This is a genomic window from Streptomyces sp. D2-8 (assembly GCF_023184515.1).
Lineage (GTDB): Bacteria > Actinomycetota > Actinomycetes > Streptomycetales > Streptomycetaceae > Streptomyces.
Map to the genome: position 1 here is coordinate 1 of NZ_JAAHBP010000017.1, position 23,937 is coordinate 23,937.

General features: G+C 71.7%; 24 protein-coding genes, 2 tRNA genes and 1 pseudogene. 16 read left to right on the forward strand and 11 right to left on the reverse strand.

Annotated features, from left to right (window positions below; all coding sequences use genetic code 11):
* Positions 1-88: pseudogene (locus G3I77_RS26260) on the reverse strand (IS5/IS1182 family transposase); the annotation flags it as partial.
* A gap of 177 nt (positions 89-265) precedes the next feature.
* Here G3I77_RS26260 and G3I77_RS26265 point away from each other — a divergent pair.
* The 7 genes from G3I77_RS26265 to G3I77_RS26295 all read left to right on the forward strand — a co-directional run bounded on the left by G3I77_RS26265 (position 266) and on the right by G3I77_RS26295 (position 5,646).
* Positions 266-1,174: a hypothetical protein gene (locus G3I77_RS26265; protein ID WP_248507704.1), complete on the forward strand. Its 909-nt coding sequence runs from the start codon at positions 266-268 to the stop codon at positions 1,172-1,174.
* A gap of 282 nt (positions 1,175-1,456) precedes the next feature.
* Positions 1,457-2,680, forward strand: coding sequence for a hypothetical protein (locus G3I77_RS26270; RefSeq protein ID WP_248507961.1), 1,224 nt, complete (start codon positions 1,457-1,459; stop codon positions 2,678-2,680).
* A gap of 53 nt (positions 2,681-2,733) precedes the next feature.
* Entirely contained in the window at positions 2,734-3,147 is a 414-nt protein-coding gene (locus tag G3I77_RS26275) for a hypothetical protein (RefSeq protein WP_248507705.1), read from the forward strand.
* Positions 3,144-4,274: a hypothetical protein gene (locus G3I77_RS26280; protein WP_248507706.1), complete on the forward strand. Its 1,131-nt coding sequence runs from the start codon at positions 3,144-3,146 to the stop codon at positions 4,272-4,274. The genes G3I77_RS26275 and G3I77_RS26280 overlap by 4 nt, the downstream gene beginning before the upstream one ends.
* A 221-nt stretch (positions 4,275-4,495) precedes the next feature.
* Complete coding sequence (locus tag G3I77_RS26285; protein WP_248507707.1) at positions 4,496-4,864, forward strand: hypothetical protein; 369 nt, start codon at positions 4,496-4,498, stop codon at positions 4,862-4,864.
* Positions 4,865-4,988: 124 nt separating this feature from the next.
* On the forward strand, positions 4,989-5,582 hold the full coding sequence (locus tag G3I77_RS26290; protein ID WP_248507708.1) for a bifunctional DNA primase/polymerase: 594 nt from the start codon (positions 4,989-4,991) through the stop codon (positions 5,580-5,582).
* Positions 5,573-5,646: transfer RNA gene (locus G3I77_RS26295), tRNA-Lys, on the forward strand. Before G3I77_RS26290 ends, G3I77_RS26295 begins: the two co-directional genes overlap by 10 nt.
* 57 nt (positions 5,647-5,703) lie before the next feature.
* Here the strand turns inward: G3I77_RS26295 and G3I77_RS26300 are convergent.
* Complete coding sequence (locus G3I77_RS26300) at positions 5,704-6,969, reverse strand: M6 family metalloprotease domain-containing protein (RefSeq protein WP_248507947.1); 1,266 nt, start codon at positions 6,967-6,969, stop codon at positions 5,704-5,706.
* A gap of 307 nt (positions 6,970-7,276) precedes the next feature.
* Here G3I77_RS26300 and G3I77_RS26305 point away from each other — a divergent pair, with 307 nt between their 5' ends.
* Positions 7,277-9,142, forward strand: coding sequence for a bifunctional diguanylate cyclase/phosphodiesterase (locus G3I77_RS26305; protein ID WP_248507709.1), 1,866 nt, complete (start codon positions 7,277-7,279; stop codon positions 9,140-9,142).
* On the opposite strand, the gene G3I77_RS26310 is transcribed toward G3I77_RS26305, so the two are convergent.
* The 4 genes from G3I77_RS26310 to G3I77_RS26325 form a co-directional block, all read right to left on the reverse strand.
* Complete coding sequence (locus tag G3I77_RS26310) at positions 9,112-10,209, reverse strand: LLM class flavin-dependent oxidoreductase (RefSeq protein ID WP_248507710.1); 1,098 nt, start codon at positions 10,207-10,209, stop codon at positions 9,112-9,114. The two genes, G3I77_RS26305 and G3I77_RS26310, sit on opposite strands and share 31 nt — an antisense overlap.
* A gap of 92 nt (positions 10,210-10,301) precedes the next feature.
* Positions 10,302-10,571 carry a hypothetical protein gene (locus tag G3I77_RS26315; RefSeq protein WP_248507712.1) on the reverse strand — a complete coding sequence of 90 codons (270 nt, stop codon included), beginning with the start codon at positions 10,569-10,571 and terminating at the stop codon, positions 10,302-10,304.
* A gap of 341 nt (positions 10,572-10,912) precedes the next feature.
* Positions 10,913-11,644 (reverse strand): aspartate/glutamate racemase family protein, encoded by a 732-nt coding sequence (locus G3I77_RS26320; RefSeq protein ID WP_248507715.1) that lies wholly within the window; start codon positions 11,642-11,644, stop codon positions 10,913-10,915.
* Positions 11,641-12,456: an aspartate/glutamate racemase family protein gene (locus tag G3I77_RS26325; protein ID WP_248507717.1), complete on the reverse strand. Its 816-nt coding sequence runs from the start codon at positions 12,454-12,456 to the stop codon at positions 11,641-11,643. The genes G3I77_RS26320 and G3I77_RS26325 overlap by 4 nt, the downstream gene beginning before the upstream one ends.
* Positions 12,457-12,653: 197 nt before the next feature.
* Between G3I77_RS26325 and G3I77_RS26330 the strand changes: the two genes are divergently transcribed.
* Both G3I77_RS26330 and G3I77_RS26335 read left to right on the forward strand, forming a co-directional pair.
* On the forward strand, positions 12,654-13,601 hold the full coding sequence (locus G3I77_RS26330) for a D-2-hydroxyacid dehydrogenase (RefSeq protein WP_248507719.1): 948 nt from the start codon (positions 12,654-12,656) through the stop codon (positions 13,599-13,601).
* 17 nt (positions 13,602-13,618) lie between these two features.
* Positions 13,619-15,028 (forward strand): amidase, encoded by a 1,410-nt coding sequence (locus G3I77_RS26335; RefSeq protein ID WP_248507721.1) that lies wholly within the window; start codon positions 13,619-13,621, stop codon positions 15,026-15,028.
* Here the strand turns inward: G3I77_RS26335 and G3I77_RS26340 are convergent.
* The gene (locus tag G3I77_RS26340; RefSeq protein ID WP_248507723.1) at positions 15,009-15,503 is read right to left on the reverse strand and encodes a DUF3830 family protein; all 495 of its coding nucleotides are present in this window, start codon (positions 15,501-15,503) and stop codon (positions 15,009-15,011) included. The two genes, G3I77_RS26335 and G3I77_RS26340, sit on opposite strands and share 20 nt — an antisense overlap.
* Before the next feature lie 107 nt (positions 15,504-15,610).
* On the opposite strand from G3I77_RS26340, the gene ehuB reads away from it, so the two are divergent.
* The 6 genes from ehuB (at position 15,611) to G3I77_RS26370 (ending at position 19,799) form a co-directional block, all read left to right on the forward strand.
* Positions 15,611-16,540, forward strand: coding sequence for an ectoine/hydroxyectoine ABC transporter substrate-binding protein EhuB (gene ehuB, locus G3I77_RS26345; protein ID WP_248507725.1), 930 nt, complete (start codon positions 15,611-15,613; stop codon positions 16,538-16,540).
* Positions 16,537-17,250, forward strand: coding sequence for an ectoine/hydroxyectoine ABC transporter permease subunit EhuC (gene ehuC, locus G3I77_RS26350; protein ID WP_248507728.1), 714 nt, complete (start codon positions 16,537-16,539; stop codon positions 17,248-17,250). The genes ehuB and ehuC overlap by 4 nt, the downstream gene beginning before the upstream one ends.
* On the forward strand, positions 17,250-17,900 hold the full coding sequence (gene ehuD, locus G3I77_RS26355) for an ectoine/hydroxyectoine ABC transporter permease subunit EhuD (protein ID WP_248507730.1): 651 nt from the start codon (positions 17,250-17,252) through the stop codon (positions 17,898-17,900). Before ehuC ends, ehuD begins: the two co-directional genes overlap by 1 nt.
* Positions 17,890-18,675 (forward strand): ectoine/hydroxyectoine ABC transporter ATP-binding protein EhuA, encoded by a 786-nt coding sequence (gene ehuA, locus G3I77_RS26360; RefSeq protein WP_248507733.1) that lies wholly within the window; start codon positions 17,890-17,892, stop codon positions 18,673-18,675. The genes ehuD and ehuA overlap by 11 nt, the downstream gene beginning before the upstream one ends.
* A gap of 197 nt (positions 18,676-18,872) precedes the next feature.
* Entirely contained in the window at positions 18,873-19,631 is a 759-nt protein-coding gene (locus tag G3I77_RS26365) for an IclR family transcriptional regulator C-terminal domain-containing protein (RefSeq protein ID WP_248507735.1), read from the forward strand.
* A gap of 94 nt (positions 19,632-19,725) precedes the next feature.
* A tRNA-Lys gene (locus G3I77_RS26370) sits at positions 19,726-19,799 on the forward strand.
* Here G3I77_RS26370 and G3I77_RS26375 read toward each other — a convergent pair.
* The 4 genes from G3I77_RS26375 to G3I77_RS26390 form a co-directional block, all read right to left on the reverse strand.
* Positions 19,765-21,429 carry a long-chain-fatty-acid--CoA ligase gene (locus tag G3I77_RS26375; protein WP_248507948.1) on the reverse strand — a complete coding sequence of 555 codons (1,665 nt, stop codon included), beginning with the start codon at positions 21,427-21,429 and terminating at the stop codon, positions 19,765-19,767. The two genes, G3I77_RS26370 and G3I77_RS26375, sit on opposite strands and share 35 nt — an antisense overlap.
* A gap of 49 nt (positions 21,430-21,478) precedes the next feature.
* Complete coding sequence (locus tag G3I77_RS26380; protein WP_248507737.1) at positions 21,479-21,943, reverse strand: DUF3592 domain-containing protein; 465 nt, start codon at positions 21,941-21,943, stop codon at positions 21,479-21,481.
* Positions 21,944-22,038: 95 nt separating this feature from the next.
* Positions 22,039-22,644: a lytic polysaccharide monooxygenase gene (locus G3I77_RS26385; protein ID WP_248507739.1), complete on the reverse strand. Its 606-nt coding sequence runs from the start codon at positions 22,642-22,644 to the stop codon at positions 22,039-22,041.
* A gap of 101 nt (positions 22,645-22,745) precedes the next feature.
* Positions 22,746-23,891: an SPFH domain-containing protein gene (locus G3I77_RS26390; protein WP_248507741.1), complete on the reverse strand. Its 1,146-nt coding sequence runs from the start codon at positions 23,889-23,891 to the stop codon at positions 22,746-22,748.
* Between the last annotated feature and the right edge of the window lie 46 nt (positions 23,892-23,937).

Here is a 23,937-nt window from a genome sequence, read left to right on the forward strand (position 1 = left end):
GCGGCCGCACTTTCGACTGTGGGATCAGCGGCTTCGCGATCTCCCACAGCCCGTCCGGAACAATCCAACTCCACGTACCCCGCCCCATACAGGGCCCAACGAGCGATCACCACATAGGACACCGTCTTAGTCGCTGCCCGCTCAAGACCGCACTCGTTCCGCGGAGTTGGGTTGTCGCGGTTTCGAGACCTTCCAAGGCGTGTGACCACCCGTCTACGGTGGGTAATTCTTGCCACCACGGATCCGGCACCGCCTAGGGGGACACATGAACGACAACGGATACACCAGCCTGCCGGGATGGAGAGGCGGTGACGCCAACGCCGCGTATCTCGACAAGAACCTGAAGCACAAGCCGGTCGAGACCTCCCTCGACGACTCGGTCAGCTGGCGGCAGCTGCTCCAGCTGTTCGTCTACGCCCTCCTCGCCTCGTTCCTGGCGTTCCTGCCGCTCGTCTTCTTCGGGCTGATCCTCCTCGTCGGAGGCAGCGGCGAGGGGTTCGCCGTCATGGCCGGGCTGGCGTACATCGCCTCGGGCATCGCCTTCTGGGTGACTCTGCTCGGGATGCGCCTGGTCGAACCGATCGCCGAATGGCGGGTTCTGCTGGCGGACCGGAGCGGATCCCTCGACTCGGCGTACGTCTCCATCAGGGGCACGCTCGATCGTCGTCACATCCCCGTCGACCGCGCTGAGCGGGTCATCGCGGCCGGACTGGGCCGGGACCAGGTCCGCAACCGCCTGGTGCTCTCGGAGGGCCAGTGCCAGGTCTACGTCTCGGTGTTCTCGTACGGTACGAGCCTCTACCTGGGGTGGCAGATGTGGCGCTCGCGCCGCGGGTACGCCCTGATCGGCGGGTTCGTGTCCGACCTGATCGCGTCCATCATGGGCCGCCTGAGCCCTGAGCGGATCATGATGCGGACCGAGGGCGTGAGGGCCATGCGCGAGGCGGTGCACGCGGCGTGCCGGGAGGGACTGGCCACGGCGGTGGACCAGGTCGTGGTGCCCGTCAGCTTCGGCTTCCCCCAGGGACTGCCGCCGGTGCAGGCCGACCACGCGAGGTCCGCGCCGACGCCGGGCCTCAGCCCCACGCCCGCCTGGGGCCCGCCCGCGGGCGCCCCGCCGGCGGGTCCGCCGACGGGCGGCCCCCCGGCGGGCGGTGCGCACCCCGGGGCGTGACGCACCCCGGTTCGCCGGCTCGCACCGCCACACGCGGTGCGAGCCGGCGGCCGGTCATGGAGGGAACGGGAGGGCCCGGGAGGACCGACGGGCCTGGCGGGGCCGGGAAGTCCGGTGGAACCAGGGAGCCCGGCGGGACCGGGAAGCCCGGTGGAACCAGGGAGCCCGGCGGGACCGGGAAGCCCGGTGGAACCAGGGAGCCCGGCGGGACCGGGAAGCCCGGCGGAACCAGGGAGCCCGGCGGGACCGGGAAGCCCGGTGGGACCAGGAAGGGAAGAGCAGATGGCCGAAGCCGCTCCGGAGGACGCGCAGGGCATTCTGCTGCACGGTGCCCCCAGTGGGGAGAGCTGGGCCTACGTCGCCTTCTCGCTGAGCACCGTGCCGCTGCCCGGCGGCCTCTACCCGGAGTTCTCCGAAGCCCGGCGCAGAGCCGACCGGGTCGCCGCCGAGCGGACCTGGCTCGCGGCACTCTGGACGGATCGCACCACTGCCCGCTGGGATCTGCGGTTCATCAGCGACCCGGTGAGCGGACGCATCGAAACCGTCGTCATCGCCCAGTTGTACGGCGCCGACCCGGCAGCCGCGGTCCGGGCCGCGCGGGACGCGCTTCCCGCCCTGGCGCGGTTCCCGGCGCACGTGACGGCGACCCGGATCGAGGACACCGCGGAGATCGCGCGTCTGCTCGCTCCGTTCGTACCGGGGTGGGGCGCGATCGCCGAGATCCGCAAGCGCATCACCTGCCGGACCCTGACCCGCCTCTGGGGCGCGGAGCGGATCGCGACGGCGGTCTCCCGGTTCGACGCCCGTGAGCCTTCCTGGGACCGGGTGTGGACCCAACTGGCCGCGGAGCCGCGGCGGACCGTGGTCAGTGTGTGCCTCGAACCGTGCTCCGCTCCGCCCGGCCTCACCGAGGGCCTGACGATGAGAGCGCAGGTGTTCGGGACCCTCGCCGCGCCGGGACAGCCCGACCCGATGTACGGGGGTCCCGTGCCGGGCGACCCCTTCGCGAAGGAGGCGCACGGTCTGTACGACGAGGCCTCGCGGCGCTACACCGGGCGGCTGCACCGGGCGCGCGTCTCGGTCGCCGTCGAGGGCGAAGCCCCGGTGTCCGACGTCCTGACCGGTCTCATCAGCCACACCGTGGCGCCGGCGAGCTCCGGAGCGGTCGTCGTCCGCCCGACGGGTTGGGAGGAACACCAGGTGGCCTGCGGCAACCTGCTGGGCGTCAACCGGGACTGGCAGCCGGAGGCCTACTGGCAGGAGGTTCCCGCGTTCCTGCGGAATCCGTCCGTGGGGCAACTGTGGCTGAGCGATCCGGGAACGGTGACGGCCCTCGCCGACCTCGTGGACGCCGACGAGGCGGCCGCCGTCTTCCGCCTGCCCCACGAGGAGCCCGGCGAGCCCGAACTCTTCGCGCTGCGGCCAGGCGTGACGCACATGCCCAGCCACGGAGCACCCGCCGGCAGCACCGACGCCGGCTGGACCGACTTCGGCTCCGGCGTCTGACCGCCGAACCCCGGTCCCGCAGCGATCCGACCGACGAACAGGAGCCACTGGACATGCCCGAAACACCCGCGTCCCAGCCGCCGGAGAACGCTCTGACCTTCTCCTTCCCGGGATTGCAGGCCCAAGTCGACGCCCTGAACCGGGACCTGGCGGAGTGGATCAACGTCACGGACCAGCTGAGCGGCATGGCGAGTCTGCGCACCCAGCCGCCCGCCCCCGGCGAGCAGGGCGACGTCGCCGTCGCCGTGGACATCATCAACGCCTCCGCCGCGGTGATCGCCGCGGTCACCAACGCCTTCTTCCTCTGGCTGCAGCAACGGCAGCCGACCTACCGGCGGATCGAGTTCGAGGTGGTGCGGCCCGACGGCACCCGGGTCAGCGGCGCGGTCGACGACGAGGCCCAACTGCCCGAGGTCATGGCCCAACTGTCCGGGTTCGTCGTCGCACCACCCGGAGGGGACGGATGACCTGGGCCGTCTGGCGCCCCGCCCCCGCCGCCGCGTACGCGCTGCTCGTCGGCACCGGTCGGCACGTCCGCCCCAGCTCCCTGTCCTGCATACCCCAGGCCGTGAGCGCGACCCGAGCCCTCGGGGCCGCCCTCACGGGCGACCAGGGGGTGTTCGACACGCGCCGGACCACGATGGTCCTGGACCCCGCCGACACACGCCAGGTGCTGGACCCCCTGCGTCGTATGGTCCGGGAACCGGACGTCGACCTGCTGCTCTTCTCCTACTGCGGCCACGGACTGCTCGGCCGGAACGACCGTCTCTGCCTGGCCCTCACCCCCTCCAGCCAGGACGGCGGCGGGGGCGACCCGAGCCCGGCCCTGCCGTTCACCGAAGTCGCCAGCCTGATGCGGGAGTCGTCGGCGAGACACAAGGTCGCGATCCTCGACTGCTGCTTCTCCGGCCGCGCCCTCGGCCCGGACGGCCACGGCATCCACCTGCTCACCGCGTGCGGTCCCACCCTGAAGGCCCTGTTCCCGCCCGAGGGAACACGTACCGGCTTCACCGGGGAACTGCTCAGGATCCTCGAGGAGGGCATACCCGACGGGCCCCGCCATCTCGGACTCTCCGCCCTCTACGACCGGCTGGCGGTGGTCCTGCCGACCACCCCGGCACCGCAGGCAGCGATCATCCCCACCGGATACCCCGCGCCCCACCAGCAGACCGTCGGCGGCTCGGGCCACATCGCGCTGGCGGTCAACCCGGCTTACGGCACCCAGCGGACCCCGGCGGGACTGCGCGCCCGAGGCGTCTTCGCCCAGCGGCTCAAGAATCTCACCGAGCCGTCACCCGGCAACCTCGTGCCCGACCCGGCGAGGCTGCCGCAACTGGTGCAGGTGCTGGCCGACCTGGCCCGGGACGCGACCGAGGCCCTGGGCCCGCTCGACGACTTCAGCATCGACGCCCGCCACAACCACGCCGTGATGACCGGTGCCGCCGGATACCCCGGCCAGGCCGCGGCCCTGCTGTCCGCCCTGGTCGACGCCCTCCGCACGCAGTCGTCCAGCCACCGGGCCCTCCCCCGAGCGGAACAGGCCATGACCCACTGGAGCCGAGAGCTCTCCCGCAGTGGCCACGCGGGAGTGTGACCCGCTCATCCGCGGGACGGTCATGACCCGGGGTGCGTGGCGTTCGCGGGGGTTCTCTCGGAGGAACTGGCCGGAACACGGTGCTCCGGGAAGCCCTGACGAACGCCGGGTGGTGGGACAGCCGTACCCACTACCGCGATGCCCACTTGCGCGCCCGCGAGACAATGGACGGTGGCCCACTCCACCGGGAGGGTCAGCGCGACGTACGAGGAGGAGAAGACATGGCGGAGCCCACGCCGCGTCGGAACGAACCGCGGCTACGCCCCGCGCCCCTGCTCTTCGAGCCTGCGGAGGCGGCCTCCGACCCTGAGCACTTCTTCGACCTCGAGTCGATCGACGACCCCCGGGCGCTGCTGGCCCGGGCGACGGAGCTGACGCTGGCGTTCCGGGCCGCGGCGGACCGGGCGGTGGAGTTCCAGGCGATGGCGGCGGCGCAGCTGGCCGATCCGCGGCGGTTCGACCGGCTGACGACCGCGGAGATCGCCGAGCGGGCCGAGTGGACCGAGGACTACGCCAAGAAGATGGTCGAGTTCGGGCGGGATCTGATGCGGGGCGACGCCGAGGGCCGAGGCCCCGGCGACACCGCCTGACACGGGCCCTTCCCGATCACCTGGCATATGCCAGGCGGGCAAGATACTCCCTCCCACCCCCTCCTGTCCCGATTTCCCGCAACCCTCGGAAACCGACTGCTCACGGCGGGTAGATCTGGATGCCATGAGCAGCGCATGGAACGCCTCCGATGTCACCCCGGACGGGGCCGCCTGGCTCGCCTCGGCAGGAACGTATCCGCGAAGCACCCGCGCCCTCTGGGAGGAGCGTCCGGGCGCACCGGTCGTACTGCCCTGCGGCTCGGTCTTCGACGTGGTCAGCGCTCCCGCGATGTTCGGCCGGCGGATGCTCGACCGGCTGTGGGACGACGGCCCCGGCTCGGGGCCGGTCGCGGAGTTCCGGGGCCGGATGCTGCTGTTCGCCGCCCCGGGGACGGCTCAGCGCCTCCCCGCGCTGCTGGAGTGGGAGGAGTGGGGCGCGCGCGACAGCCGGGAGGCCCACCGTGCGCACGCCGTCCCGCCGCTGCTGTGCCACGGCACCGGCGACGCGGTGACCGTCCCGGCACCGACGGAGAGCACCTCACCCGCTCGCCCCGCCTCCCGCTGGCTCGTCGCCCCCGACACCCGTCAGCCCTGGCTTCCCGGCCCCGAGGTACTGCTCTGGGCGGCCGTCCGGGCGGCCCGCTCGGCGGTGCGGATTTCGATTTTTCCTCCCGCCGACCAGGGTGCTAAGGTCTACGACGTCAGCAGGCGCCGCTAGCTCAGTTGGTTAGAGCAGCTGACTCTTAATCAGCGGGTCCGGGGTTCGAGTCCCTGGCGGCGCACAGACGGTGAAAGGCCCCTCGCTGGAGCGAGGGGCCTTTCGCATGCCCCAGAACCCGTCATCGCCCCACCGCGATCTTCACCGTCCACGCCCCCGAAGTCGTACGCCCCTCCACCTCCACCCGCACCTCCTCCCCCGGCACCGTGAAGCTCTCCCCGATGCCGATCGGCGCGTCCGCGAGGGGCGGGTAGACGGAGTCCTCCCAGCACGCGTCGGTGCGCGGGTGGGCGTCGATCACCTCGATGGGCCCGGCCCCGGACTGCGCCCCGCCCCGCACCCGGTACACGAGCACCCCCTGCCGGCAGGCGGCCACGTCGTTGCCCACCGGCACCCGCACCTCGAAGGCGAGCACGCTGTCGGGTCCCGTCCGCACCACCGCGAGCTTGGTACCCCGCCCGAGACCGAAGGCCGGCGCCCCCGCGGCCCCCGTCGTCGGCACCCCCGGACCCGCCGCCAGCGGCTCCAGGGTCAGCCGGGCGGGCCCGGCGTCCTGCACGCACCGCACCTGCCGCGGATCCAGCCAGCCCAGCTTCCACTTGTGCCAGGCGAAGAGGTCGGGGGCGAGTCCGAACTGGCTGCCCATCAGATCCCAGTCGCCGACATGCGTGTCCCAGTCGCCCTTGCCGTCCGTGGGCCGGTGGTACAGGTCGGGCAGGTCGAACACGTGCCCGGTTTCGTGGGCGAGGACGAGACGGTCCGGCGGGTGCTGCTCGAACACCGTGACGATCCGGCGCAGGTCGGTGCCGTCGGCCCGCAGCGGGCTCGCCAGGTTCACCACCTTGGTCGCGTCGGAGTCCACGCCGGGCGCCTCCGGGTCGGCGACGAAGTACACGACGTCGTAGCGCGAGAAGTCGACCCGGGGGTCGGCCACGGAGAGGGCGTCGCGCAGGTAGGCGGCCCGGCGTGTGGGGCTCCAGTCGCGCTGTATGTCGTACGCGGTGGACGGCTTCGGCATCTGGATCCAGTGCGGCAGCGCGTGCGGGCGCAGGGTGAAACGGCCGTAGGAAGCGCGTTCGAAGAAGCGGGTGGTGGCCGGGAAGTGGTCGGCGGTCAGTTCCTGCGGTGTGGTCAGCGGGTGGGAGTCCGGGAACGACAGGAAGACCATGACCGCGTCCAGAGACCGGGCCGGGCGCGGGTAGGCGGCGTTCCAGGTGTCCAGGCCCTCCGAGTGGTGGGCGTCGGTCCGGGTCAGGGCGCAGGGCGCGGCCGAGTCGGGCTCGGCGGCCGAGGGGCCGGCGCCGAGGGAGGTGGCGGCGAGCGCCGACATGGTGGTGAACACGGCCGCGGTGCTGCGCAGTCGGGCGCGCGGAAACGGACGCGGCACGGGCACCTCCGGGTACGGTTCGCGGGACACCGCACCCAGCCTGTGATGATTTGTCGTACCACGTCCTGTTTGCCTGCACCGGTCGGGTGAAGGGGACGAAAAATCGCGGAAGCCGACACCCCCGAAGTACTCACAGAACGTCACAACTGGTCGGGGGCCTGAAGAAGCCGTCCAGGTGCGTGCAGAAACGATCTGGCAGAAGGGCCGGTTGGCCGGGGAGACTGGACACCGGCTGGAAGGCCCTGGGGCCAGCCTCTATGATCGGCACACTTTCCTGACCTTTCCTGCACGGACAGAGATCGAATACATGCGGGAGCGAGCGGTGAGCGGAACCTCCGAAGGGCCGGCGCCCGCGGCAGACCTGGACCTGCCGGTCGTCACAGAGAGTGAGATCGACACGTCTCCCCGTACCGAGCCGCCGTCCCGGCCGCCCTACCGCTCCGTGTTCACGGCCGCCCCGCTCGCCATGGCCGTCGTGGACCGCGAGGGCACGGTCGTCAGCGCCAACGACGCGCTCGCCGCGCTGCTCGGCGGCAGCCCGGACGGGCTCGCCGGGTCCGTCGCCGCCGACCTGGTCGACCTCACCTCCGACGCCCGCACCTGGCACGCCTACCGCGAGGTGCTGCGCGGACGGCAGTCCCGGCTGCGCTGCACGCGCCGGCTCAAGCGCCCCGACGGGCACTCGCTGTGGGTGCAGGTGACGGTCGCCCCGCTGCCCGCCGAGGACAGCGGCGTGCTGCTGTCCGTCGCCGACATCAGCGCCCGCCGGGAACTCCAGGCCCGGCTACGGCACTTGCAGATGCACGACCCGGTGACCCGGCTGCCCAACCGCACGCTGTTCTTCGAGCGGCTGTCGGCCGCGCTGGAGGCGGAGTCGTACGAGCAGAGCGGCACGGGCCGGATCGGGCTGTGCTACCTGGACCTGGACGGCTTCAAGGCCATCAACGACACCCTCGGCCACCGCGTCGGCGACCGGCTGCTGGCCGCCGTCGCCGAGCGCCTGAAGCACTGCGCGGACGAGGCCGGCCACTCACGGACCAGCATCCCGCTGGTGGCCCGGCTCGGCGGGGACGAGTTCGCACTGCTGGTCGAGGACTCCACCGGCACCGAACAGCTGGCCGAACTGGCCGAGTCGGCGCTGCGGGCGGTCCAGGACCCGTTCGACATCTCCGGCCAGCGGCTGTCGGTCTCGGCGTCGATCGGCGTCGTCGAGCGGCACGCGGCAGGCACCACCCCCACGGCGCTGATGCAGGCGGCGGACACCACGCTGTACTGGGCGAAGACCGACGGCAAGGCCCGCTGGACCCTGTTCGACCCGGAGCGCAACGCCCACCGCATGACCCGCCAGGCCCTCGCCTCCACGCTCCGGCCGGCCATCGAACGGGGCGAGTTCCGGCTGGAGTACCAGCCGCTGGTCGGCATGGAGGACGACCGGCTGCACGGGGTCGAGGCGCTCATCCGCTGGAAGCATCCTCAGTTCGGCGTACTGACGCCGAATCGGTTCATCGGACTTGCCGAGGAGGACGGTTCGATCGTCCCGCTGGGCCGCTGGGTGCTCCGTACGGCCTGCCGGCAGGCCCGCCGGTGGCAGCTGGACCATCCGGACGAGCCGCCGATCTTCGTCAGCGTGAACGTGGCGGTGCGCCAGGTCTGGGACTCGGACCTGGTGGCGGACGTGGCGGAGACCCTGGCCGAGACGGGCCTCGCACCGCACCTGCTCCAGCTGGAGCTGACGGAGTCGGCGGTGATGGGCTCGGCGGGCCGCCCGCTCCAGGCCCTCAAGGCGCTCAGCGACATGGGCGTGCGCATCGCCATCGACGACTTCGGCACCGGCTACTCGAACCTCGCGTACCTGAGCCGGCTGCCCGTGTCGGTGCTGAAGCTGGACGGGTCCTTCGTGCGGGGCTTCCAGTACGACGACCGGGAGGCGGCCGCCCGCGCGAATCCGGCCGACGAGGTCGTCGTCGAGGCGATGATCCAGCTCGCGCACCGGCTCGGCCTGACCGTCACGGCCGAGTGCGTGGAGACCTCCGCCCAGGCGACCCGGCTGCGGAGCATCGGCTGCGACACCGGACAGGGCTGGCTCTACTCCCGTCCGGTGCCGCCGGATCGTATCTCCGAGCTGCTGGGCACGCCGGACGTTCAGGCGGAGGCGGGCGTCGGCAAGCCGTAGGCGTCGGCGATGAGTTCGTAGGAGCGCACGCGGACGTCTCCGCCGTGCGCGTTGGCCGTGATCATCAGCTCGTCGGCGCCGGTGCGCTTGGCGAGGTCGTCCAGGCCGGAGCGAACCTCGTCCGGCGTGCCGTGGATGACGTTGGCGTTCCAGGAGTCGACGAAGTCGCGCTCCATGGGGCTGAACTCGTAGGCCTCCGCCTCCTCCGGGCTGGGCACCAGGCCGGGGCGCCCGGTGCGCAGCCGGACCATGCCGAGGGCGGCGGCCAGCACCTGCCGACGGGCCTCCCGCTCCTCGTCGGCGGCGAGCGCGGAGACGCCGATGAGGGCGTACGGCTCGTCGAGCACGGCGGACGGCTGGAAGGACTCCCGGTACAGGTCCAGGGCCGGGACGGTGTTCTGCGCCGAGAAGTGGTGGGCGAAGGCGAAGGGCAGCCCGAGGACACCGGCGAGGCGGGCGCTGAAGCCGGAGGAGCCGAGCAGCCAGAGCGGCGGGCGGTGCGGGGACTGGACGCCGCCGGGGGACGTGGCCTGTACCGGTCCGGGGACGGCGTGGATGCGGCGGTACGGGTGCCCGTCGGGGAAGTCGTCGTCGAGGAACCGGGTCAGCTCGGCGAGCTGCTGCGGGAAGTCGTCGGCGCCCTCGTTGAGCCGGTCCGTGCGGCGCAGGGCGGCGGCCGTGGCGCCGTCCGTGCCGGGGGCACGGCCGAGGCCGAGGTCGATCCGGCCCGGAGCCATCGCCTCCAGCGTCCCGAACTGCTCGGCGATCACGAGCGGGGCGTGGTTGGGCAGCATCACACCGCCCGAGCCGAGCCGGATGCGGTCGGTGTGGGCGGCGAGGTGGGCCAGGATCACGGCCGGGGACGAGGAGGCCACGCCCGGCATGGAGTGGTGCTCGGCGACCCAGTACCGGTGGAAGCCGCGGTTCTCCGCGAGGCGGGCCAGGTCGACGCTGGTGCGCAGGGCGTCGGAGGCGGTGCGGCCGGCCCCTACGGTGACCAGGTCCAGTACGGAGAGGGGGACGGGGGCGCCGCCCTGCGCTGCGCCGCGTATCTCGTCTGCCGCCACGGTGGGGTGCCTCCTGCTGTGGGCCGTGTGCTGTCGTTCCGGCTCTAACAGGGGACTGTCTCCGGTTATTCCCGGCGGGTGGGGCGGGAGGGTCAGGCGGCCTGCTCCCAGTCACTGCGCACGGTGTCGCGCGGAGGGCGGCGGGCGGCCTTCTCGCGGACCCGGAGGACGCCCCACGCGAGGACGGTCGCACCGAAGATCCACCACGGCAGCGACCAGACCGCGGCCCACCAGCGGGCCTGCGGATCCAGGACGGCGTCGACGGCGGCGGTGATCATGGCTGCGGCCAGGCTCCGGCACAGGAGGCGCCCGACGGCACGGACAGCGCTTGCCTCGGATCCGAGCAGGTCCGGTTCGGCCATCGGGGACCGTCCTTCATGGGGTCACAGGGCACGGGTGGCTGCGAACGTGGCCAGTGTGCACGGAAGGAACACACGAAGGGGAACGCGCTTTCGGTCAACCGAAATGTCGTGCGATACGGCAGAGTTGAGGGTTCCTCACCTCTCGCGGGTCACTACGCCCGCGTTTCTCCCTCTCTGCACCGATGAAGAGGTGGGACCGATTCCGGCCCACATGGAAGGAGCCTTCGCGGGCATCGAGGGCCGGTCGGCGCGGTCCGCGTTGCCGATGTCCCCAGCCCCGGTCCGTCCTGGCTCGCCGCCCGCGGCAGTTGCCGCGGGCGGCGGCGGACAGGGCCCTCGCCTCATGCCTGGACGATCGGCTCCCTCGTGAACAGCGCTCCCAGCTCCGGCGCGTTCACCCGCCGGTCCGCCAGGCGCAGGCACTCCCAGACCGTGACCTGGTTGGCGGTGAGGACCGGCTTGCCGAGCTCCTTCTCCAGGGCCGGGATGTGGGCCGCCGTGTGGAGGGCCGTGTCGGGAAGGAGAAGGGCTTCGGCGTCGGGGTGGTCGGAGTTCTGGGCCAGGGCGAGGAGTTCCGCCTCACCCCACGTGCCGACCTCTGCGGCCGTGATGATGCCGGAGCTGTTGACCGACACCACCTCCACACCGGCCGCACGGAGGAACTCCGCGAAGAGCTGCGCCACATCCTCCGGGTACGTCGCACCGATCGCGACCCTGCGCGCCCCCACCTCCCGCACCGCGTGCACGAACGCGAAGGACGTGGACGACGCCGGCATGCCGGCCGTCTGGGCCAGGGCGCGGACCTGCTCCTGCGCGCCGTCCCAGCCGTAGACGAAGCTGCCGCTCGTGCAGGCCCACACCACGGCATCCGCCCCGGCGTGCCGCAGCTCCTGGACGCCCGCCGCGAGCCGCCCGGCCGAGCCCATCTCGAGCAGCGCGTCCACCCGGTGCGCGTCCTCACCGATGTCGGTGTGCACCAGCTCCACCCGGATGTCGCTGCCCAGCAACTGCTCGATGCGCGGATAGTCGTCCTCGGCGGAGTGGCCCGGGTAGAGAAATCCCAGTGCTGTCATGTCCAGCCTTCCTGCTGCTGCTCTTCTTCCGGCACTACGGGACCGGGGTCCGCCCCCGGCAGTACGGGACCGGAACGCGCCGCCGGATTGATCAGCGCTTGATACGGCCCCACCGCACGGGTACCCAGTCGGCGCAGTGCCGCCCACATCGTCACTTGGTTGGCCGAGATCACCGGGATGCGCAGCTCGGCCTCCAGCTGGGGGATCACGTCGTACGTGGGCAGGTTGGTGCAGCTGATGAACAGCGCGTCGGCGTCGCCGCGGACGGCCTGCCGCGCCATGTCCACCACCTCCCGGTAGGGGACCTTCCAGATGTGCCGGGTCAGCCCCATGAAGGCGCAGCCGGAGATCGTGACGCCGGCCTGGGCGACGTAGGCCTCCAGCGACTGCGTCACCGAGACCGTGTACGGCGTCACCAGCGCCACCCGCCGTACGTCCAGCTCCACCAGGGCCTCCAGCAGCGCGCCGGAGGTGGTGATCGCCGGTACGGCACCGGCCCGGCTCATCGCCTCGCACATCGCCCGCTCGCCCATCATGCCGCCGACGAAGCTGCCCGAGGTGCAGGCGTAGGCCACGACCTCGGGGGCGATCGCGTTGAGCGTGCGGACCGCCTCGCTCAGCGTCTCGTGCTCGCTGACCAGGCGTGCCAGGTCGAGACTCACCTCGACCGGCACGAACGGTGTCCGGGTCATATGGAGCGAGACCTCGTCCGGCACCCAGCGCCACAGCTCGCGGTCGAGTGCGAAGTCGAAGGGGGCGACGACGCCGACCCCGCGCTGCGGGCTGGGCCCGCCGAGAAATGAGACGTCCATGGCAGGCACCGGCCTCACGCTGGGCAACTAGTGTGCAACGGATCGTGGGAACGCCCGTGTTGACGACGGTAGGTTCGGGTGCGAGCGTGGTCAATCCGCCCGGATCACTCCTTGGTCAACACCGGGTTAACTCGTCGTCACCGACCGGCCCCCCGGGGCCGGCCGGCCCCGCCGACCGGCTGGAGAAACGGCTGCTCATGCCCACCCCCACCCTGCTCGTCCTGGACGCCGAACCTCTCCCCCGCCTCGGCCGCCTCACCGGCCGCGCCCGCGTCGAACACACCGACGCGGCGGGTCTCGCCGAACTCCTCCCGCGTGCGGACGTACTCCTGGTGTGGGACTTCACCTCGCGCGCCGTGCGCGACGCGTGGCCCGGCGAGGGTCCGCGGCCACGCTGGGTGCACACCGCGAGCGCCGGTGTGGACCATCTGATGTGCCCGGAACTCGCCGCTTCCGACACGGTGGTGACGAACGCACGCGGCATCTTCGACCAGCCGATCGCCGAGTACGTCGCCGCGCTCGTACTGGCGATGGCCAAGGATCTGCCGAGGACGCTGGAACTTCAGCGGGAGCGGACCTGGCGGCACCGCGAGTCGCACAAGGTCGCCGGGAGCCGGGCCGTGGTGGTCGGCTCGGGGCCGATCGGCCGGGCGATCGCCCGCACGCTGGGGGCGCTGGACATCACGACCGCGCTCGTGGGCCGGGCCGCGCGCTCCGGTGTGCACGGCCCGGAGGACCTGGACCGGCTGCTGGCCCGCGCCGACTGGGTGGTCGCGGCCGCGCCGCTCACGGACGAGACGCAGGGCATGTTCGACGCCCGCCGCTTCGGCCTGATGCAGCCGTCCGCCCGGTTCGTCAACATCGGCCGCGGGCAGCTGGTCGTCGAGGACGCGCTCGCCGAGGCGCTGGCGAAGCACTGGATCGCGGGCGCCGCCCTGGACGTCTTCGAAGCCGAACCCCTGCCCGCCGAGAGCCCGTTGTGGCAGGCCCCGGGCCTGATCGTGTCCCCGCACATGAGCGGCGACGTCGTCGGCTGGCGGGACGAACTCGGCGCCCAGTTCGTGGAGCTCTACGAAACCTGGGCGAGCGGGGAGCCGCTGAAGAACGTGGTCGACAAGCAGCGTGGGTACGTACCGGGTCACTGACGTTCCTTGGAGGGTGGATGACCGAGCTCACCGACCTGACCGCCGTACGGCTCCTCGACGGGTACCGCAAGGGCGAGTGGGGCCCTGTGGAGGCGACCCGAGCGGCGCTGGAGCGGGCCGAGGCGATCCAGCCGGAGGTGAACGCCTTCGTCCGGCTGACCGCCGAGGACGCACTGGAGCAGGCCCGGGAGTCGCAGGAGCGATGGCGGCGCGGTGAGCCACGCGGGCTGCTGGACGGGGTGCCGGTGACCGTCAAGGACATCCTGCTCCAGCGCGGGGCGCCGACCCTGCGCGGGTCGAAGGCCGTGGATCCGGCGGGGCGGTGGGACGAGGACGCGCCGTCCGTGGCCCGGCTACGGGAGCACGGGGCGGTCCTCATCGGCAAGACCACGACCCCCGAGTTCGGCTGGAAGGGCGTGACGGACTCCCCGCTCAGCGGTGTGACGCGCAACCCGTGCGACCCCTCGCGCACCGCGGGCGGGTCGAGCGGCGGCAGCGCGGCGGCCGTGGCGCTCGGCGCCGGACCGCTGTCGCTGGGCACGGACGGCGGCGGCAGTGTCCGGATCCCGGCGTCGTTCTGCGGGATCTTCGCGCTGAAGCCGACGTACGGGCGGGTGCCGCTCTACCCGGCGAGCGCGTTCGGCACGCTGGCGCACGTCGGGCCGATGACCCGCGACGCGGCGGACGCGGCGCTGCTGATGGACGTCATCGGCCACCCGGACTCCCGCGACTGGTCGGCGCTCACGGCCCCGCCCGGTCCGTACACGGACGCATCGGCGGGCGGGGTGCGCGGGCTGCGGGTGGCCTACTCGCCATCGCTGGGCGGGCAGGTGGCGGTGCAGCCGGCGGTCGCGAGGGCGGTGCGGCAGGCGGTGGAGCGGCTGGCGGAGCTCGGCGCGTACGTCACGGAGGCCGACCCGGACCTCACCGACCCGGTGGAGGCCTTCCACACCCTGTGGTTCAGCGGGGCCGCCCGGGTGACCCAGCATCTGGGCCCGCACCAGCGGGAGTCGCTGGACCCGGGCCTGCGGGAGATCTGCGCGCGGGGCGCCCGCTACTCGGCGCTGGACTATCTGGCCGCGGTGGACGTCCGGATGGACCTGGGCCGCCGGATGGGCCGCTTCCACGACACCTACGACCTGCTCGTCACGCCGACCCTGCCGATCACGGCGTTCGAGGCGGGCGCCGAGGTGCCGAAGGGATCCGGCCATCGGCGGTGGACGGGCTGGACCCCGTTCACCTACCCGTTCAACATGACGCAGCAGCCCGCGGCGAGCGTGCCGGTCGGTGCCGACGCGGACGGTCTGCCGATCGGGCTCCAGCTCGTGGCCGCCCGGCACCGGGACGATCTGGTGCTGCGGGCGGCCCACGCGCTGTACGAGGCCGGGGTGGCCTCCGCCGGCCGGCCTACGCCCTCCGGAAGCTGAGCGACTCCCCCGCCGCTCCCGACCTCCACAGGTCGTTGCACGCCTCGGCCATGTTCTCCAGGCCGTCGACGACCTGGCCCCAGACGATGCCGGGGACCCAGCCGACATCGCCGTTCAGCAGCAGGTTGTTGCGCTCGTAGAACAGGGCCAGGTCGACGAGGGTGGTCCCGGCGCGGACCTCGCCGTCGTAGCCGTAGGACTTGGTCCCCAACTCCGCCCCCGCGAAGGTGAAATAACACAGATCGCCCGGAATGGGGGTGACTGTCGGGTTCTCCAGGGGTGGCTCGGTTTCGGCGAAAGGCGGGAAAAGGGCGTAGATCTCGTTGCGTGCGTACTTTGCGTGGTAGACGTCACTGACCAGGGGAAGCGAATCCCAGACAGCCGCGCAGGTGATCGGCGCGCGATCGTCCAGCAGCCGGGCCGTGCAGGTCACGTCGCGCTTGACCAGCGAGACTTCGATGTAGCGATCAGCCATGCCCTCCATGGGAGTGCCCACCGGCGCTGCGGTCAAGAGCGCACGGCGAGAGTGCGGGGCTTGAAAAGATCGGCATAACTCGGGTTCGGTCGGGTAGCCGCGCGCCCATGGCTCCACCACAGAGAAGCCCACTCAGAGGTTACGAACCCATATCCCAGGCCGTATCCGGGCCCACCCGCCGGTCGCTGCTCGCGGGGGTCGCGGCGCTCGGCGCGCTGGGCGCCGCCGGATGCAGCAGGGTCGCCACCGCGTCGGACGTCAAGGGCGGTGACCTGCTCGGCCGGCTCCGGGCGGCGGGCGTCGTCCGCCTCGGCATCGCCGGCGAGATCCCGTTCGGTTTCATCGACAAGAACGGCGAACTCACCGGTGAGGCACCGGAACTGGCCAAGGTGATCTTCAAGCGGCTCGGCGTCGACCGGGTGCAGCCGGTGCCGACCGAGTTCGGCTCGCTCATCCCGGGCCTGAACTCCCAGCAGTTCGACGTCGTGGCCGCCGGGATGTACGTCAACCCCGAGCGCTGCGAGCAGGTCATCTTCTCCGACCCCGACTACCAGATGCTCGACGCCTTCATCGTGCGCAAGGGCAACCCTAAGGGGCTGCACAGCTACAAGGACGTCGTCGCGAAGAAGGCGAAGTTCGCCACCGGGACCGGCTACGCCGAGATCCAGTACGCCGTCGAGGCGGGGTACGAGGAGAGCGACATCCTCATCGTCCCGGACCAGGTCGCGGGCCTGAACGCCGTCGAGGCGGGACGCGTGGACGTGTTCGCGGGTACGGCGCTCACCGCCCGTGAGGTGGTGAAGAAGTCCGCCAAGGCGGAGGCGACCAAGCCGTTCGCGCCGCTCGTGGACGGCAAGCCGCACGTCGACGGGGGCGCCTTCGCGTTCCGGCCGACCGAGACGAACCTGCGGGACGCCTTCAACGTCGAGCTGCGCAAGCTCAAGAAGAGCGGCGAGCTGTTCCGCATCCTCCAGCCTTTCGGTTTCACCAAGGCCGAGATGACGGATCTGACCGCGAAGGAGCTGTGCGGCGGATGACCTCGGGACTCTGGGAACTCGTACTCAAGGGCATCTGGGTCACGATCCAGCTGCTCGTCTGCAGCACGCTGCTGGCCGCCGCGGTGTCCTTCGTGGTCGGCGTCGCGCGCACCCACCGGCTGTGGATCGTCCGCTTCCTGGCGGGCTTCTACACCGAGGTGTTCCGCGGGACCTCGGCCCTGGTGATGATCTTCTGGGTGTTCTTCGTGCTGCCCCCGGCCTTCGGCTGGCAGCTGGTGCCGCTGTGGGCGGGCACGCTCGCGCTCGGCCTGACCTACGGGGCGTACGGCTCGGAGATCGTGCGCGGCGCGCTGAGCGCGGTCGACCCGGCGCAGAAGGAGGGCGGGATCGCGCTCAGCTTCACGCCCTGGCAGCGGATGCGGCTGATCCTGCTGCCGCAGGCGGTGCCGGAGATGATCCCGCCGTTCTCCAACCTGCTCATCGAGCTGCTCAAGGGCACCGCACTGGTGTCGATCATGGGCATGGGCGACCTGGCGTTCAGCGGCAACCTGGTGCGCCTCGCGCTGCAGGAGAGCGCGGAGATCTACACATACATCCTGCTCATCTACTTCGTGATCGCCTTCCTGCTCACCCGGGTCATGCGCGGGCTGGAGAAGAAGCTCAAGGCGGGAGTCGGAAAGACGCCGGAACGCAAGCCCGACCTCGAGCTGAAGCGCCCTGAGACGACCAACGTGGGGGGTGCCGTCTGATGAACTGGGACTGGAGCGCTGTCTCCGACTTCATGCCGGACTTCTGGAAGGGCCTGGTGGTCACCCTCCAGATCCTGCTGTTCGGCTCGCTGATCTCGTTCGTGCTGGGCCTGGTGTGGGCGCTGCTGATGCGGGTGCCCTCGCGGTGGGTGACCTGGCCCGTCGGAGCGGTCACGGAGTTCGTCCGCAACACCCCGCTGCTGGTGCAGCTGTTCTTCCTCTTCTACGTGCTGCCCGAGTGGGGCCTGACCTTCTCGGCGCTGACCACCGGTGTCTTCGCGATCGGGCTGCACTACTCGACGTACACGATGCAGGTCTACCGTGCCGGTATCGAGGCCGTGCCGGTCGGCCAGTGGGAGGCGGCGACGGCGCTGAACCTGCCGCTGCGGCGGACGTGGTCCGCGGTGATCCTGCCGCAGGCGGTGCGCCGGGTGATCCCCGCGCTCGGCAACTACGTGATCGCGATGCTCAAGGACACGCCGATGCTGATGGCGATCACCGTCCTGGAGATGCTCGGCCACGCGCGCCTGTTCTCGCAGGAGCACTTCCAGTTCACCGAGCCGCTGACGGTGATCGGCGTGGCCTTCATCGTCATTTCCTACATGGCCTCCCTTGCCCTGCGAGCCCTGGAGCGACGCCTTGCCCACTGACACTCTCCCCAATCCCGAGAAGAACCCCGCCGCGAACACCGGCGAGCTGATCCGGCTGGAGCAGGTCACCAAGCGGTTCGGGGACAACACCGTCCTGGACCACCTGGACTTCTCGGTCGACGCCGGCAAGCACGTCACCCTGATCGGGCCGTCCGGATCCGGCAAGACCACGATCCTGCGGCTGCTGATGACCCTCCTCAAGCCCGACGAGGGCACGATCACGGTCGACGGGCAGCAGCTGTTCCCGGCCTCCGACAAGGAGGTCCGGGAGGTCCGTAAGAAGATCGGGATGGTGTTCCAGCAGTTCAACCTGTTCCCGAACATGACGGTGCTGCGGAACATCACCGAGGCGCCGGTCACCGTCCTCGGCATGTCCAAGGACGAGGCCGTGGAGCGCGCCAAGGGCCTGCTGGACATGGTGGGCCTGTCCGACAAGTGCGACGCGCACCCCGCGCAGCTGTCCGGCGGTCAGCAGCAGCGGGTGGCGATCGCCCGGGCCCTGGCGATGCGCCCGCAGGTGCTGCTCCTGGACGAGGTGACCTCCGCGCTCGACCCCGAGCTGGTCGCGGGAGTCCTCGACGTCCTCAGGGACATCGCCCGCTCCACGGACATCACGATGCTCTGTGTGACCCACGAGATGAATTTCGCCCGGGACATCTCCGACCAGGTGCTGATGTTCGACCAGGGCCGGATCATCGAGTCCGGTTCCCCGGAGAAGATCTTCAGCGACCCGGAGCTGGACCGGACACGGGAGTTCCTCAGCGCAGTGCTCTGACTACGGCCTGTGAACAGGCGGAACGCCCGACCCCTCGACTGGGGCGTGCTTCTGGCATGTGCCAGAGTGCCATTGCCCCAGTCCGGGGCCCCGGGAATCTTGTCAACCCCCGCTCTCCGCAAGCTCTTTGCCGGTTATCGTGGAGGAGATTCGCTGTCCGGATTACGGCCCTACAGCAAGCGCAGGGGGAGACCACCGTGGCGCTGAAGCACGAGCCGACCACCCCGTACCACTCGGCCCAGGAAGCCCTGCGCGTCCTGGAGACGGTGGCGCGCGGTTCCAGCGGTGTCACCGAGGCCGACATAGCCCGGCACACCGGCATCACAGCGGAGCGGCTGACCGCGCTCCTGCGCATGCTGCGCCGCGAGGGCTACGTGGAGCAGATCACCGACGGCGCGTACGTCACGGGCGAGACCCTGGCCCGCCTCGGCTCCGCCCACCACCGTGAGCAGGCCCTGCGCGACAAGCTCCAGCGCACCCTGGACCGGCTGCGCGACTCGGTCGGCGCCGCCGTCTACATGAGCCGGTACGTCGACGGCGAGATCAGCATCACCCAGTACGCGGACAGCCCGGCCGCGCCCAAGGTCAACGAGTGGGTCGACTTCCGCTCCTCGGCCCACGCCACCGCCATCGGCAAGAGCCTGCTCACCCAGCTCGACCACGCCGGCCGCCGCGACCACCTCGCCCGGCACAGGATGGCCCGCCTCACCTCTCGCACCATCACCAGCGACCGGCTCCTGCTCTCCCGCCTGGAGGCCCAGCCGCCCACCGTGCCCGTCCTGGACCTCCAGGAGTACGCGGTCGGCACGGTCTGCGCGGCCGTCCCGATCACGGCCGGCTCCTCCGTCGGCTGCCTGGCCCTGTCCCTCCCGGTCGAGCACGCCCACCGCCTGCGCCAGGCCGCGGACGCCCTCAACCGCAACGCGGCCCCGGTCCTGCTCTCCATGGCGATCTAGGGCCTCCGGGTGGTGCGAAGCACTCCCTGGCATTGGGTATTATTTTCTCCGTCGCCCGCCGCGGAACACGATTCCGGCGGCAGGCGGGAGTCATGCGCCGCTAGCTCAGTTGGTTAGAGCAGCTGACTCTTAATCAGCGGGTCCGGGGTTCGAGTCCCTGGCGGCGCACGGATGAGGGGCCTCTCGTGGGAGCGAGAGGCCCCTTCTCGTCGTGGTCCTGCGGATCCAGCAGCCGGTACGTGCGCTCCCCCGGCCCCCGCCACCACACCGGGTCCGCGCAGCGGTGGCCCTCTCTCCGCAGAGCCGCCCGGTGGATCTTGTTCGTCGCCGTGACCGGCATCCGCTCCACCACCCGTACGAACCGGGGCGCCATCTTCGTCCCCAGGTCAGGCTGGGCGAGGAGGAACTCGGTGAAGCCCTCCGGATCGAAGGTGCCGGCGAGTGTGGCCATGACCTGGTCGCCGGTGACCGGGTCCGGTACGGCGTACACGCAGACCGCGTCCGCCCCCTCGTAGCGGGCCAGTATGTTCTCGATCATCGCGGCCGCCAGGTTCTCGCCGTCGACGCGGAGGCGGTCGTCGGTGCGGCCGGCGAAGTAGAGGTAGCCGTCGGTGTCGCGGTAGAAGAGATCGCCCGTCCAGTACCAGCCTCCCCCTCTGCGGCGTTCCGCCTCCGCCCGCGGATTGCGCCAGTAGCCCTCGAAGGGGCTGGGGCCCCGGTTGACCAGTTCGCCGATCGCCTCGTCCCCGTTGAGCAGCCGCCCCGCCCCGTCGAAGACGGCCGCCGGGCACTCCTCGCGGGTCTCCCGGTCGAGGACGACGAGCCCGGGTGCCGCCCGGCCGACGGCGCCCGGCGGTGTGCCCGGTGACCACGGGACGGCCGCCCCGCCCTCCGACGAGCCGTAGCCCTCCACCAGCCGCACCCCGAAGCGCCGCTCGAAGGCCGCCGCGTCCACCGCGCCCGCCTCCGTGCCGAAGCCCAGGCGCAGGGAGTTGTCCCGGTCGTCCGGGTGCGGCCCGGTCGCGAGGACGTACTGGATCGCCCGGCCCACGTACGTGAAGTACGTCGCCCCGTACCGGCGTACGTCCGGCAGGAACCCGGACGCCGAGAAGCGGCGGCGCAGCGTCACCGTCGCGCCGGTCACCAGCGCGGGCGCCCAGTCGGCGATCACCGCGTTGCCGTGGAACATCGGCATGCAGATGTAGTGGACGTCGTCCGGGGTCAGGGAGAGCTGGTCCGTCAGGGAGCGGCCGGCGGCTGCCAGGCGGCCCTGGGAGCAGAGCGCGGCCTTGGGCGCGCCCGTCGAGCCGGAGGTGAAGTAGAGCAGGAAACGGTCGCGTGGGCTGGCACGGGAAGGGTCCGGGCGGGCGTCCGCGTAGGGGGTGAGGAGCTCGGCGTATGCGGCCGTGTCCGTCACCAGCAGGCGTACTCCCGGCAGATCCAGGCCCTCCAGCAGCGGCAGGTGGGTCCGCTCGGTGATCAGGAGGCGGCACTCGGTGTGGAGGATGTCGCGGGCGAGTTCGGCGCCGCGGCGGGTGGGGTTGACCCCGGCGACCGCCGCCCCGGCCAGGGCCGCCGCGCCCAGCCACAGCGGGAACTCGGGGGTGTTGTCGAGCAGCACGCCGAGGTGGGGTTCGGCGGTCGGGGGGAGGAGGTCCGTGAGCAGCGCCGCCCGGGCCGCGGCGCCCGCCGCCACGTCGTGGTGTGTCAGGGTCCGGCCTTCGCACCGCAGGCCGGGGCGGTGGTCGCCCCAGCGGGCGGCGATGAGTTCCGCGACCGTGTTCGCCCTGGAGTCCATGGAGTCCATGGGCGCGCACGGTAGTTGACGTAGCGTCAGATGAGGAGCGCTACGGCTGCAGGAAGTCACCCGCTGCGGAGAACATCGCGTACGTCACCACCATGAAGCCGACGGCGAAGAGGATGAACGTGCCGAGGAAGGCGAGCAGACATCCCGTGCCCGCGACGAGCTTCCCCTGCGCCGGGGGCGTTGCCGTGGCGTGCTCCGGGCGGTCCGCCGGGTAGTGCACGGTGACGATGTCGCCCTCGAGGGTCGTCCCCGGCCCGCCCCGCTCCTCGAAGCGGACGCCGCGGCCGTCACGCGTGGTGAACTCGTACACGTGGTGCAGAGTGGTGCGCACCGAACTTTCGCCGCCCCCACTCGTCGTGGTGTACGTCCGCAGACAGCGGGCCTCGGCGGTCAGGCCGCTGTTCCAGGCGCGGCTGACCCGCACGGAGCGGCGGATCACCACGACCACAGCACAGGAAGCGACCGCGATCATGAGCGTGGGCACGACGTAGAACAAGGCTTCCATGAGCTCCCCGAGGCTCTGGGCGGCCTTCGAGCGGCCGGCGTGGGAGGAACCTACCCGCGCCGGCCGCACCGGTGACTCAAGAGAACCTCAGAGGTTCAGAAGGTCACATCCGAGCAGGCGTAGAACGCGTTGGCCGTGTCGGCGATCGTCCATACGGCCACGATGACGTGCCGGCCGCTCAGCCCGGTCGGCAGCCTGCCGCTGTGGGAGAGCGTGGACGGCGGGCGCTGCCCGTTGTACGGCACCGTGAAGAACGGGGTGAGGTTGAGGTCGGACCGGGCGAGGTTGTGGTTCTGGTTCCAGCCCGGCTTGGTGACGTAGTACTTGAAGTCGGTCGTGGCGTGCATGGCCGTGAACTGCCAGCGGAACGTGTGGTTCTGGCCGCCCGTCACCTTGGTGGCGGGCCAGGCGCCGCCGGACGGTGTCCGCGGTGCGCTGAGCTGGCTGAAGTGGCCGAGGCCGGCGTTGCATATCTGCCCGTCGGCCGGGCCGGAGGCCGGGAAGCCCTTCGGGCCCTCGACGCTCTGCGGCTCCCACTGGATCGAGCCGCAGTTGGTCACGGTGCCGTTCTGGCAGAGCTTCTGCCGGCTGATGGGGAGGTCGGTGTAGCCGTGGCCGCTGGCGCCGCCGGAGGAGAGCACGAGGGCTCCGGTCGTGGCCAGTCCCACCGCGGCTGCGGACAACTTGGTCCTTGTGCGCATGCTGCCGCTCCTGGAGAACGTGGGGGAGGTTCAGTGAGCCGTGCATGTAGGTCTAGACCAAGTTCGAGATTATGGGCGCTAGTTGAACATGTCCATACCAATCACGGAGCTGTTTCTCCCCGGCCGGCGCAGAACGCCACCGTCAGGTCCCTCACCAGCACCTTCCGCTCGTAGTCGTCGAGTTCGACCAGCCCCCGCATGGTCAGCCGGGTCACCGTGTCCTCCACCGAGTCCACGACCGAGGTGAGCACGCTCGCCCGGTGCTGGGCGTCCAGCGCGGCGATCCGGCGGCGGTGCATCGCGGCCGCGACCTCGGGGGCGTACTCCACGCGCACCGGCTGCACGGAGAACACCTCCAGGCCGACCGGGGCCGCGTCCGCCGCCACCAGCCGGGTCAGCGCCTCGGCCGTCGCGCCCCCGGCCCCCTTCGGCCCGCCCGGCGTCTCCACCGGCACCCGGGCCAGAGCCGCCTCGACGCACTCGCGCAGATACGTCTCGTGGTCCTCGACCCCCAGCATGGCCCGGGCGGTGTCCCGCACCCGCCACACCACCAGGACGACCACCCGCAGCGCGACCCCGCCCCCGTCGGCCGCGGGCACCGGCTCGCTGCGCCAGTGCCGCAGCCGTACGTCCACCCGGCGGCGCAGCAGCAGCGGGTTGACCCACAGCAGGCCGGAGCGCCGGACGGTGCCCCGGTAGCGGCCGAACAGATCCAGCACCCAGGCCCGCCCGGTGCGGCCCCGGGCCAGCCCGCCGAGCCCGAACAGCCCGAGCGCCCCGGCTCCGGCGTACGCCGCCCACTGTGCGGGGCCGAGCCCGGCCCCGGCGTACGCGGGCAGCCGCAGTGCCTCCAGCGCGAGCGGCGGCAGCACCCCGGCCCACCAGGAGGTGGCCACGCACCCGGCCGCTCCGCAGGCCCCGGCCAGTACGCCCGCGGCGCCGGGCAGCACTCGCGCGGGCCGCTCCACCAGGTCGGGATCGACCTGTGGCACCGTGCGCCTCGGGGCGGCCGCGGGGCGCCTGAGGCGCGGCTGCTCCCCCGTGCCCTGCCTGCGGCCGACGACCGCCGGTCTCAGCGGCACCGGCGCCGGGTCGGGGTCATCGCGGAAGAGCAGGTGGACGGGGATCTCGGTGGTGGCCTCGTTCTGGATGAGCCGGGCGGGCCGGGCCGGCCCGTCGGCCGGTCCGTCGGCCGGTCCGTCGGCCGGTCCGTCGGGCTCGGACGTGTGGGAAGTGGTCGTACTCATGCGTGCCTCCAGCCTCCGCGCCAGATGCGTCACAACGGTGGTCCCG

What these genes read in the sequence shown, in the direction of transcription:
- G3I77_RS26390 (WP_248507741.1), bottom strand. Translation starts at nt 23,891, where the DNA reads ATGAGTACGACCACTTCCCACACGTCCGAGCCCGACGGACCGGCCGAC.
- G3I77_RS26330 (WP_248507719.1), top strand. Translation starts at nt 12,654, where the DNA reads ATGCCCACCCCCACCCTGCTCGTCCTGGACGCCGAACCTCTCCCCCGC.
- G3I77_RS26375 (WP_248507948.1), bottom strand. Translation starts at nt 21,429, where the DNA reads ATGGACTCCAGGGCGAACACGGTCGCGGAACTCATCGCCGCCCGCTGG.
- G3I77_RS26285 (WP_248507707.1), top strand. Translation starts at nt 4,496, where the DNA reads ATGGCGGAGCCCACGCCGCGTCGGAACGAACCGCGGCTACGCCCCGCG.
- G3I77_RS26315 (WP_248507712.1), bottom strand. Translation starts at nt 10,571, where the DNA reads ATGGCCGAACCGGACCTGCTCGGATCCGAGGCAAGCGCTGTCCGTGCC.
- G3I77_RS26275 (WP_248507705.1), top strand. Translation starts at nt 2,734, where the DNA reads ATGCCCGAAACACCCGCGTCCCAGCCGCCGGAGAACGCTCTGACCTTC.
- G3I77_RS26265 (WP_248507704.1), top strand. Translation starts at nt 266, where the DNA reads ATGAACGACAACGGATACACCAGCCTGCCGGGATGGAGAGGCGGTGAC.
- G3I77_RS26270 (WP_248507961.1), top strand. Translation starts at nt 1,457, where the DNA reads ATGGCCGAAGCCGCTCCGGAGGACGCGCAGGGCATTCTGCTGCACGGT.
- G3I77_RS26280 (WP_248507706.1), top strand. Translation starts at nt 3,144, where the DNA reads ATGACCTGGGCCGTCTGGCGCCCCGCCCCCGCCGCCGCGTACGCGCTG.
- G3I77_RS26320 (WP_248507715.1), bottom strand. Translation starts at nt 11,644, where the DNA reads ATGACAGCACTGGGATTTCTCTACCCGGGCCACTCCGCCGAGGACGAC.
- G3I77_RS26385 (WP_248507739.1), bottom strand. Translation starts at nt 22,644, where the DNA reads ATGCGCACAAGGACCAAGTTGTCCGCAGCCGCGGTGGGACTGGCCACG.
- G3I77_RS26290 (WP_248507708.1), top strand. Translation starts at nt 4,989, where the DNA reads ATGAGCAGCGCATGGAACGCCTCCGATGTCACCCCGGACGGGGCCGCC.
- G3I77_RS26305 (WP_248507709.1), top strand. Translation starts at nt 7,277, where the DNA reads ATGCGGGAGCGAGCGGTGAGCGGAACCTCCGAAGGGCCGGCGCCCGCG.
- ehuC (WP_248507728.1), top strand. Translation starts at nt 16,537, where the DNA reads ATGACCTCGGGACTCTGGGAACTCGTACTCAAGGGCATCTGGGTCACG.
- ehuD (WP_248507730.1), top strand. Translation starts at nt 17,250, where the DNA reads ATGAACTGGGACTGGAGCGCTGTCTCCGACTTCATGCCGGACTTCTGG.
- ehuB (WP_248507725.1), top strand. Translation starts at nt 15,611, where the DNA reads ATGGCTCCACCACAGAGAAGCCCACTCAGAGGTTACGAACCCATATCC.
- G3I77_RS26380 (WP_248507737.1), bottom strand. Translation starts at nt 21,943, where the DNA reads ATGGAAGCCTTGTTCTACGTCGTGCCCACGCTCATGATCGCGGTCGCT.
- G3I77_RS26335 (WP_248507721.1), top strand. Translation starts at nt 13,619, where the DNA reads ATGACCGAGCTCACCGACCTGACCGCCGTACGGCTCCTCGACGGGTAC.
- G3I77_RS26325 (WP_248507717.1), bottom strand. Translation starts at nt 12,456, where the DNA reads ATGGACGTCTCATTTCTCGGCGGGCCCAGCCCGCAGCGCGGGGTCGGC.
- G3I77_RS26340 (WP_248507723.1), bottom strand. Translation starts at nt 15,503, where the DNA reads ATGGCTGATCGCTACATCGAAGTCTCGCTGGTCAAGCGCGACGTGACC.